Origin of the sequence: Burkholderia sp. Ap-955 (assembly GCF_011753045.1) — a bacterium.
In the GTDB taxonomy this organism is placed as follows: Bacteria; Pseudomonadota; Gammaproteobacteria; order Burkholderiales; family Burkholderiaceae; genus Burkholderia; species Burkholderia lata_D.
Genome location: NZ_VWWH01000054.1, coordinates 41,240 through 50,323, shown reverse-complemented (window position 1 = coordinate 50,323; position 9,084 = coordinate 41,240). Strand labels below are relative to the sequence as shown.

Here is a 9,084-nt window from a genome sequence, read left to right as displayed (position 1 = left end):
CCTTTCCAGCGCCCAGGCCGCCGAGACCGCATGAACGCGCCCGCCCGCCCCGCCGTCGCGGCCCGGCCGCGCTACGCGCTGGTCGCCACCGCGTGCCTCGTCGCACTGATCGCGCTGTCGCTCGCGTGGGAGCTGTGGCTCGCGCCGCTGCGTCCGGGCGGCTCCGCGCTGATGCTCAAGGCGATCCCGCTCGCGCTCGCGCTGCCCGGCGTCTGGCGGCGTAACATCTATACGATGCAGTGGGCGAGCATGCTGATACTCGTCTATTTCGCCGAAGGCGTCGTGCGCGGCATGTCCGATCGCGGGCTGTCCGCGACGCTCGGCTGGTGCGAGACCGCGCTCGCCATCGTCTTCTTCGTGGCGGCGCTGGCGTACGTCGCGCCGTTCAAGCGCGCGGCGAAAAAGTCGCGCGCCGCGTCCTGACCCTTACGCGACAAGGTGATGATGTCTTCCGAAGCTTTCGTTTCCGCGTGCCGCGACGCGATCGGCGCCGATCACGTGCTGACCGACCCGCACGATACCGAACCGTTCCTGACCGACTGGCGCCGCCGCTACAAGGGCGCCGCATGCGCGGTGCTGAAGCCCGCGAACACGGCCGAAGTCGCCGCGCTCGTCAAGCTGGCCAACGCACACGGCATCGCGCTCGTGCCGCAAGGCGGCAACACGGGCCTGGCCGGCGGCGCCACGCCCGACGCGAGCGGCAGCCAGGCCGTGCTGAGCGTCGCGCGCCTGAACCGCGTGCGTGCGCTCGATCCGCACAACAACACGATCACCGTCGAAGCCGGCGTGATCCTCGCAGACGTGCAGGCGCGCGCCCGCGAAGGCGGCCGGCTGTTCGCGCTGAGCCTCGCGGCGGAAGGCAGCTGCACGATCGGCGGCAACCTGTCGACCAACGCGGGCGGCACCGCGGTGCTGCGCTACGGCAACGCGCGCGAGCTGTGTCTCGGGCTCGAGGTCGTGACGCCGCAGGGCGAGATCTGGGACGGCCTGCGCGGACTGCGCAAGGACAACACGGGCTACGACCTGCGCGATCTGTTCATCGGCGCGGAAGGCACGCTCGGGATCATCACGGCGGCCGTGATGAAGCTGCATCCGCTGCCCGCGGCGCAGGTCACCGCACTCGCCGCGCTCGAATCGCCGCACGCGGCGCTCGATTTCCTCGCCCTCGCGCAGCGCGCGGCCGGGCCGCTGCTGACCGGCTTCGAGCTGATGTCGGACTTCTGCATGCAGCTCGTCGGCAAGCACTACCCGCAACTGCGCTACCCGTTCGCGCAGACGCATGCGCAGACGGTGCTGCTCGAACTGTCCGACAACGAAAGCGAAGCGCATGCGCGCGCGCTGTTCGAGAAACTGATGGAAGAAGCGTTCGAGGCCGGGCTCGTGGTCGACGCGGTGGTTGCGGAGAATCTCGCGCAGTCGCGCGCGTTCTGGGATCTGCGCGAGCACATCCCGCTCGCGCAGGCCGACGAAGGGCTCAACATCAAGCACGACATCGCGGTGCCGATTTCGTCGATCGCGCGCTTCATCGACGAGACCGACGCGGCGATCCAGCAGGCCGCGCCGGGCGCGCGGATGGTCACGTTCGGCCACCTCGGCGACGGCAATCTCCACTACAACGTGCAGATGCCCGAAGGCGGCGACCCGAAAGCGTTCCTGGCCGCGTTCCAGGCGCCGATCAACCGGATCGTCTACGACAACGTGCATCGCCACCACGGCACGATCAGCGCGGAGCACGGCATCGGCCAGTTGAAGATCGACGACGCGCAGCGTTACAAGTCGCCGGTCGAAACGACGCTGATGCGCACGCTGAAGACCGCGCTCGATCCGCGCGGCCTGATGAATCCCGGCAAGGTCCTGCGCTGAAGCCGTCCACTCCGGAGCCACGCCCGTGAAAGTCCGCGTCCTGTCCGACCTGCATCTCGAAAGCAACCTGCCCGACGCGATCCCGCATGCCGACGCGGATCTCGTCGTGCTCGCCGGCGACATCCACAATCATGCGGAAGGCCTGCGCTGGGCCGCCGAAACGTTCGATTCCGCGGTGCCGGTGATCTACGTGCCGGGCAACCACGAGTACTACGACGGGGAATTCGGTGCGCTGGAGACGGCGATGCGCGATGCGGCGCAGGCGCTCGACAACGTGCATTACCTGAACAACGACGTCTACGTCGATCCCGGGCAGCGCTTCCGCGTGCTCGGCACGACGCTCTGGGCCGATTTTTCGCTGTTCGGCAACGACGAAGCCAGCCTTGCCGGTTCGATCGAGGCCGGGCTGCGCGTGATGCTCGATTTCAAGGGATTGATCCAGGTGACCTGGCCGCACGACGCGGCACTGCATGCGGCGCCGGGCACGCAAGAGCGGGATTTCTCGCCGGCGGACGCGATCGCGCTGCATCGACGCAGCCGCGCGTGGCTCGAAGCGCAGCTCGCCACACCGTTCGCGGGCCAGACGATCGTCGTGACCCACCATGCGCCGCACCGGCGCTCGCTGGCGGAGCGCTACGCGGAAGATCTTGCGTCGGCGGGATTTGTGACAGACATGGCGGAGCTCGTGAAGCCGCCGGTCAATCTGTGGCTCCATGGCCACACGCATACGTCATTCGACTATGTGGCGGACGGCGGCACACGCGTGGTGTGCAACCCGCGCGGCTACATCCACCGGCGCACCGGCGAACTGGAAAATACCGCGTTCGCGTGGGGCAAGGTCGTCGAGCTCGGCTGAACGCCGAGCCCGCGCGGCCGCGTTGCACGGCCTTTTTCGACCCGGAGCGTGACGGCCGGATCAGCGGCCGGGGCGGCGTTGCTCGCGCACTCGCACCGGTACCGGCTTCATCTGCGCCTTCGCCTTCATCGCGCGCAGCAGGTCGCGGGTCGCCGCGGCGGCCGCGGCCGCGCCCAGCAGGACTCCAAGGCCGATCATCAGGTGCGTATCCATTGCTACTCCGGGGTTGCGTATCTCGTTAATTCCCACAGTATCAAACTGTCTGACACGCGTTCGTAAAAAAATGTTGCGTGAAGGACAAATCTCGTCAGATTGCGGTCAACCGCGCTGTCATGTCGCACGCGTGTACTGCTCGAGCGCGGCTTCGTCGGCTGCGAGCGTCGCCGGCAGTTCGTCGCGCAGGAAATCGACCCAGGTGCGAATTTTCGCGTCGAGGTACTGGCGCGACGGATACAGCGCGTAGATGTTCATCACGTGCGACCGGTAATCGGGCATCACGCGCACGATGTGCCCGCTGCGCAACCAGCCGATCGCCGAATAGAGCGGCAGACCGCCGATCCCCATCCCTTCCCGCACGGCCACCGCGAGCGCCTCGGCGACGTTCACGCGAAACGGCGGCGGCGTCGTGATCGGGACGACCTCGTCGCCGTTCGGCCCCGCCAGCGCCCATTCGTCGAACTGGAAGCCCGGCCCGATCATCCCGAGACAGACGTGCTGTGCGAGATCCGCCGGCCGTTGCGGCACGCCATGGGCCTCGACATAACCGCGCGACGCGCACACCACGCTGTAGCTCTCGCCGAGCCGCTGCGACACGAGCCCGGAATCCGGCAGGTCGCGGCCGACGACGATCGCGACGTCATACCCCTCGTCGAGCAGGTCAGGCATCCGCTGCGCGAGGGTCAGCTCGACGTGCACGTCCGGGTAGCGCTCGCGATAACGCGCGATGGCCGGCACCAGGTAGTGCTGGCCGAGGCTCGTGAAGCAATGCACCTTCAGCTTGCCCGACGGGCGCGCATGTGCGTCGCCCGCCTCGGCTTCGGCCTGGTCGACATACGCGAGGATCTGCTCGCAGCGCTGCAGGTAGCGCTCGCCGGCTTCGGTCAGCGCGATCCGGCGCGTCGTGCGGTTCAGGAGACGCGTGCGCAGGTGCGCCTCGAGATCCGAGACCGCGCGCGACGCGTAGGCGGTAGTCGAATTCATCTGCTGGGCGGCCGCGGTAAAGCTTCCCGCGTCGACCACGCGGACGAATACCCGCATGTTTTGTAACGTATCCATCCCATTACCCATTTGAATCCGGACGGATTGTTGCACAGAGGCGAACAAGTATTGTCTCAGGATTCGTAAAAATGACTTGCACCCTTGTCCATTTATTCAGGAATCACTGAAAAATATAATCGCATCCGACTCATCTATATCCGAAAGGGAGAAAATCGTGCAGTCTCCGGCGACAAAAGGGACGCTCGCACTGGCGGTTCTTGCAGTCTCATTAATAATGGCCGGATGCGCGAGCATGGGCGACAACAAGCCGCAGTCGGCCCGCATCGAGGCGAACGCGCTCGATGCCGGCGCCGCGATCCGTGCGGCCGACCGTGACGCGGGCTGGCCCGCAGCCGACTGGTGGCGCGCCTACCGCGATCCGCAACTCGACGCCTGGATCGCCAACGCCCAGGCCGGCAACCCGACGCTCGCGGCCGCCGAGGCACGGGTGCGCGAAGCGCAGGCAATGGCACGCGTGGCCCGTTCGGCCGAGTTGCCGCAGATCAACGGCAACCTGTCGCTGATGCGCCAGCACTGGCCGGACAACGTGTATTACGGCCCCGGCCCGCTCGCGAACGCCGATACCTGGAACAACACCGGCACGCTCGGCCTGTCGTACCACCTCGACCTGTGGGGCAAGGACAAGAACGCGACCGAGCGCGCGCTCGACACCGCGCATGCGACCGCCGCCGACGCGCGTGCGGCCAAGCTCGAGCTCGAAGTCAACGTCGTGCGCGCGTACGTCGGCATGTCGATGAACTATGCGTTGCTCGACCTCGCGCACGAAACGTTCGAACGCCAGCGCTCGCTCGCCGATCTGGCGCGCAAGCGGCTGCAGGCCGGCCTCGGCACGCAGCTCGAAGTGAGCCAGGCGGAATCGACGCTGCCCGATTATGAGCGCCAGATCGACAGCTACGAGGAAGCGATCCAGCTCGCACGGCACCAGCTCGCCGCGCTGGCCGGCAAGGGCCCCGGCGCGGGCGATGCGATCAAGCGGCCGCAGCTGTCGCTCGACGCACCGGCCGGCCTGCCGTCGGCGATGCCGGCCGACCTGCTCGGCCGCCGCCCCGACGTCGTCGCGGCGCGCTGGACGGTCGACGCGCAGGCGCGCGGCATCGATGTCGCGAAGGCGTCGTTCTACCCGAACATCGACCTGCTCGCGACGGTCGGCGGCTTCGGCGTGACCGCGCCGTTCACCGACTTCCTGCGCGCGATGAACGGCGGCTGGACGGCCGGCCCCGCGCTGTCGCTGCCGATCTTCGAAGGCGGCCGGCTGCGCGCGCAGCTCGGCGCCGCGAATGCCGGCTACGACCAGGCGGTCGAGCGCTACAACCAGACGATCGTCGGCGCGCTCAAGGACATCGCCGACCAGGTCGTGCGGATCCGTTCGCTCGATACGCAGAAAAAGGACGCCGCACGCTCGGTGGCCGCCAACGACCGCAGCTACCAGCTGTCGCGCGAAGGCTTCCGCCGCGGGCTGACCGACTACGTGAACGTGCTGGTCGCGCAGCAGCAGTTGCTGCGCGCGCAGGAGACGGCCGCCCGCATCGATGCGGAACGCCTCGCCGCGCACGCGCAGTTGATGGCCGCGCTCGGCGGTGGCGTCGAGACGGGTATGGACGTTCGGGGCGGCCATCCGCGGGACGGCGATCCGTCGCACGACGAATCCGCCGCGGGCGCAGCCGTGCCTGCTGCCGCGTCGGGCGCGAAGCCCGTGGCAGCCGTCGCCCGGCCCGCGCAGGTGGCCGCCGCCGGTGCGTCCGGCGTGCCGGCCGCACGGTAACGCGGAGCGACGCCATGTCAGCCTCCTCTCCCGCCTCCACGCCCGCCGGCGGTCCGTTCGCGGCCTGGGCCGCCGCGTTCGGCGACTGGGCCCGCACCTACGGCGCCGCGTGGCTCTACCTGTTCAAGGCGCTGCTCGCGACCTTCATCGCGCTCGGCGTGTCGATGCGGCTCGACCTGCCTGCACCGAAGACGGCGATGACGACCGTCTTCATCGTGATGCAGCCGCAAAGCGGCGCCGTGCTCGCGAAGAGCTTCTACCGGGTCGCCGGCACGATCTTCGGGCTCATCGCGACGCTCACGTTCGTCGGGCTGTTCCCGCAGCAGCCGCAGCTGTTCCTGCTGGCGATCGCCATCTGGATCGCACTGTGCACCGCCGGCGCCGCGCGCAATCGCAACTTCCGCAGCTACGGCTTCCTGCTCGCCGGCTATACGACCGCGCTGATCGGCCTGCCCGCGTCGCAGCACCCGGACGGGGCATTCATGAGCGCGATGACGCGCGTCTCGGAAGTCATTATCGGGATCGTGTCGGCCGGCGTCGTCAGCGCGCTCGTGTTTCCGCAGTACACGGGCGAACAGATGCGCACGACGGTGCGCAAGCGCTTCGGCAGCTTCGTGGACTACGTCGCGTCGGCGCTGTCGGGCCAGCTCGACCGCGCGCACATCGAGACCATCCACACGCGCTTCGTCGCCGACGTGGTCGGCTTCGAGGCCGCGCGCAGCATGGCCGTGTTCGAGAATCCGGACACGCGCATGCGCAGCGGCCGCCTCGCGCGCCTGAACAGCGAGTTCATGAGCGCATCGAGCCGCTTTCACGCGTTGCATCAGTTGATGAACCGGCTGCACGCGGCCGGTGCGCAGGCTGCGATCGATGCGATCGAACCGTATTTCCGCGAAATCGCGCCGCTGCTCACGCGCCATGGTGAACCCGTGCGCACGTCGATCGACGCCGCGCACTCGGCCGAGCAACTGCTCGCGTGGCGCGACGCGCTGCCGCGCCGCATCCGCGCGACGCGCGCGGAACTCGAAACGCAGCCCGATTTCCCGCTGCTCGACTTCGACACGGCCGCCGAGCTGCTGTACCGCTTCATCACCGACCTGCAGGAATACGCGGCAACCTACGCATCGCTCGCGACCGCGACGCACGAACGCGAACGCTGGATCGAGCGCTACGAGCCGCGCACCAACCGGACGGCCGCCACGATCGCGGGGATCCGCACCGCGACGGTGATTCTCGCGCTGGGCTGGTTCTGGATCGAGACCGCGTGGCCGAGCGGCGTGATGCTGGTGCTGAATGCCGCGGCGACCTGCGCGCTCGCGTCGTCGGCACCGCGCCCGACCGCGATGGCCGCCCAGATGGGGATGGGCACGGCGCTGGCCGTTTGTACCGGCTTCCTGCTGATGTTCGGCATCTATCCGCGGATCGACGGCTTCTGGCTGCTGTGCGCGGCGCTCGCGCCGCTGCTCGCGATCGGCATCTACATGACGCTGAAGCCGAAGCTCGCGGGCTACGGGATGGGCTACCTGATCTTTTTCTGCTTTCTCGCCGGCCCGGACAGCATCACGCACTACGATCCGATGAGCTTCATGAACGACGCGCTCGCGCTGCTGCTGTCGATGCTGGTATCCGCGATCGCGTTCGCCGTGCTGTTCCCGCCGACCGCGCCGTGGCTCAAGAAACGCCTGTTCGCGGACCTGCGCCACCAGGCCGTCGCGGCCTGCCATGCGCGGCTCGCCGGATTGCGCACGCGCTTCGAGAGCGGCGCGCGCGACCTGATGTACCAGGCGCACACGCTGTCGGCCGACCAGCCCGACGTGCAGCGCGACGCGCTGCGCTGGATGTTCGCCGTGCTCGAAACCGGCAACGCGGCCATCGACCTGCGCCACGAGCTGGCCACGCTGCCGTCCGAGCCGCGCTATGCGCCGACGACGCCGTGGCGACGTGCGATCGAGACGATGCGCGCCGCGCTGTCGTCGCTGTTCGCCCGGCCGGACGCCGAACGCTTCGACGCAACGCTCGCCGCGGTCAACGATGCGATCGACGCGACCCGGCAGACGCTCGACGCGTTCACGCCTTCGCGCGAGGAGCGCCACCGGCTGCAGCGCATCCTGAGCCACCTGCATTTCGTGCGCACGGCCCTGCTCGATCCCGAATCGCCGCTCGCCGCGCTCAACCGCAACCGCCCCGTGCGTCCCCAACCAGGAGCCTCGTCATGATGCCGCGTGAAATCGCCATTCTCGATGCCTACATGCCCACGGCGGTGCTGATGTTCGTCCTCGGCGCGCTCGCGACCTGGGCCGTCGACCGCCTGCTCGCCTACACGGGCCTCTACCGTCTCGTCTGGCACCCGTCGCTGTTCCGGGCCTGCCTTCTCGTCTGCATTTGCGGCGGACTGAGTCTAGCCGTTTACCGTTGATTCCGAACCATCATGATTCTCAGAAAACTCTTCGGCTTCGTCGCGACCGCCGTCATTCTTCTCGTCGCGATCCTGATCGGGCGCTCGCTGTGGGTGCACTACATGGATGATCCGTGGACGCGCGACGGGCGCGTGCGCGCCGAGATCGTCAACGTCGCGCCGGACGTGTCGGGCGCGATCGTCGAGCTGCCCGTGCATGACAACCAGCTCGTCAAGAAAGGCGACCTGATCATGCAGATCGACCCGTCGCACTACCAGATCGCGGTCGAGCAGGCGCAGGCGGCCGTCGCCGCCCGTCGCGCGGAACTGCAGATGCGCCGCGACGACGCGGCCCGCCGCGCGGATCTCGATGCGCTCGTCGTGTCGAAGGAAAACCGCGAGAACGCGGCACACAGCGCATCGAGCGCCGATGCGCAGTACCAGCAGGCGATCGCCGCGCTCGATGCCGCGAAGCTCAACCTCGAGCGCACGCGCGTCGTCGCGCCGGTCGACGGCTACGTCACGAACCTGCAGACGTTCAAGGGCAACTACGCGGTGGCCGGCCAGGCGAAGCTCGCGATCGTCGACAGCCATTCGTTCTGGGTCTACGGCTACTTCGAGGAAACCAAGCTGCCGCGCGTGAAGATCGGCGCGCCGGCCGAGATGCGGCTGATGAGCGGCGGCGTGATGAAGGGCCACGTCGAAAGCATCTCGCGCGGCATCTACGATCGCGACAACCCGCAGAGCCGCGATCTCGTCGCGGACGTGAACCCGACCTTCAACTGGGTGCGCCTTGCGCAGCGCGTGCCGGTGCGCATCAAGATCGACGACGTGCCGGCCGACGTGGTGCTGTCGGCGGGCACGACCTGCACGGTCATCATCGATCCGGACAAGCAGAAGAAGTCGTAAGCGCCGGATAGCCGGGCGCGC

9 protein-coding genes are annotated in these 9,084 nt (G+C 68.3%); 7 read left to right on the top strand and 2 right to left on the bottom strand.

The window, feature by feature from the left end; all coding sequences use genetic code 11:
* Nucleotides 1-30: 30 nt before the first annotated feature.
* From F3J15_RS24595 to F3J15_RS24585, 3 genes are read left to right on the top strand one after another with little or no spacing between them, the layout of a single operon-like run.
* Entirely contained in the window at nt 31-423 is a 393-nt protein-coding gene (locus F3J15_RS24595) for a DUF2069 domain-containing protein (protein WP_166894591.1), read from the top strand.
* Between the two features lie 18 nt (nt 424-441).
* Nucleotides 442-1,863 (top strand): FAD-binding oxidoreductase, encoded by a 1,422-nt coding sequence (locus tag F3J15_RS24590; RefSeq protein WP_027787719.1) that lies wholly within the window; start codon nt 442-444, stop codon nt 1,861-1,863.
* Nucleotides 1,864-1,888: 25 nt separating this feature from the next.
* Entirely contained in the window at nt 1,889-2,719 is an 831-nt protein-coding gene (locus tag F3J15_RS24585) for a metallophosphoesterase (protein ID WP_166894589.1), read from the top strand.
* Between the two features lie 60 nt (nt 2,720-2,779).
* Here the strand turns inward: F3J15_RS24585 and F3J15_RS24580 are convergent, their stop codons facing one another.
* Nucleotides 2,780-2,932, bottom strand: coding sequence for a hypothetical protein (locus tag F3J15_RS24580; protein ID WP_163008969.1), 153 nt, complete (start codon nt 2,930-2,932; stop codon nt 2,780-2,782).
* A gap of 117 nt (nt 2,933-3,049) precedes the next feature.
* Nucleotides 3,050-3,994 carry a LysR family transcriptional regulator gene (locus F3J15_RS24575; RefSeq protein WP_166894587.1) on the bottom strand — a complete coding sequence of 315 codons (945 nt, stop codon included), beginning with the start codon at nt 3,992-3,994 and terminating at the stop codon, nt 3,050-3,052.
* A gap of 157 nt (nt 3,995-4,151) precedes the next feature.
* Between F3J15_RS24575 and F3J15_RS24570 the strand changes: the two genes are divergently transcribed.
* From F3J15_RS24570 to F3J15_RS24555, 4 genes are read left to right on the top strand one after another with little or no spacing between them, the layout of a single operon-like run.
* A complete protein-coding gene (locus tag F3J15_RS24570; RefSeq protein ID WP_166894585.1) occupies nt 4,152-5,759 on the top strand; it encodes an efflux transporter outer membrane subunit in 1,608 nt (535 codons plus the stop codon).
* A 14-nt stretch (nt 5,760-5,773) separates the two neighbouring features.
* Complete coding sequence (locus F3J15_RS24565) at nt 5,774-7,975, top strand: FUSC family protein (RefSeq protein WP_166894583.1); 2,202 nt, start codon at nt 5,774-5,776, stop codon at nt 7,973-7,975.
* Complete coding sequence (locus tag F3J15_RS24560; protein ID WP_166894581.1) at nt 7,972-8,175, top strand: DUF1656 domain-containing protein; 204 nt, start codon at nt 7,972-7,974, stop codon at nt 8,173-8,175. The genes F3J15_RS24565 and F3J15_RS24560 overlap by 4 nt, the downstream gene beginning before the upstream one ends.
* A gap of 12 nt (nt 8,176-8,187) precedes the next feature.
* A complete protein-coding gene (locus tag F3J15_RS24555) occupies nt 8,188-9,063 on the top strand; it encodes an HlyD family secretion protein (protein WP_089445460.1) in 876 nt (291 codons plus the stop codon).
* Nucleotides 9,064-9,084: the final 21 nt, after the last annotated feature.

Coding starts and splice junctions, on each gene's coding strand:
- F3J15_RS24565 (WP_166894583.1), top strand. CDS start 5,774: ATGTCAGCCTCCTCTCCCGCCTCCACGCCCGCCGGCGGTCCGTTCGCG.
- F3J15_RS24575 (WP_166894587.1), bottom strand. CDS start 3,994: ATGGATACGTTACAAAACATGCGGGTATTCGTCCGCGTGGTCGACGCG.
- F3J15_RS24555 (WP_089445460.1), top strand. CDS start 8,188: ATGATTCTCAGAAAACTCTTCGGCTTCGTCGCGACCGCCGTCATTCTT.
- F3J15_RS24560 (WP_166894581.1), top strand. CDS start 7,972: ATGATGCCGCGTGAAATCGCCATTCTCGATGCCTACATGCCCACGGCG.
- F3J15_RS24580 (WP_163008969.1), bottom strand. CDS start 2,932: ATGGATACGCACCTGATGATCGGCCTTGGAGTCCTGCTGGGCGCGGCC.
- F3J15_RS24590 (WP_027787719.1), top strand. CDS start 442: ATGATGTCTTCCGAAGCTTTCGTTTCCGCGTGCCGCGACGCGATCGGC.
- F3J15_RS24595 (WP_166894591.1), top strand. CDS start 31: ATGAACGCGCCCGCCCGCCCCGCCGTCGCGGCCCGGCCGCGCTACGCG.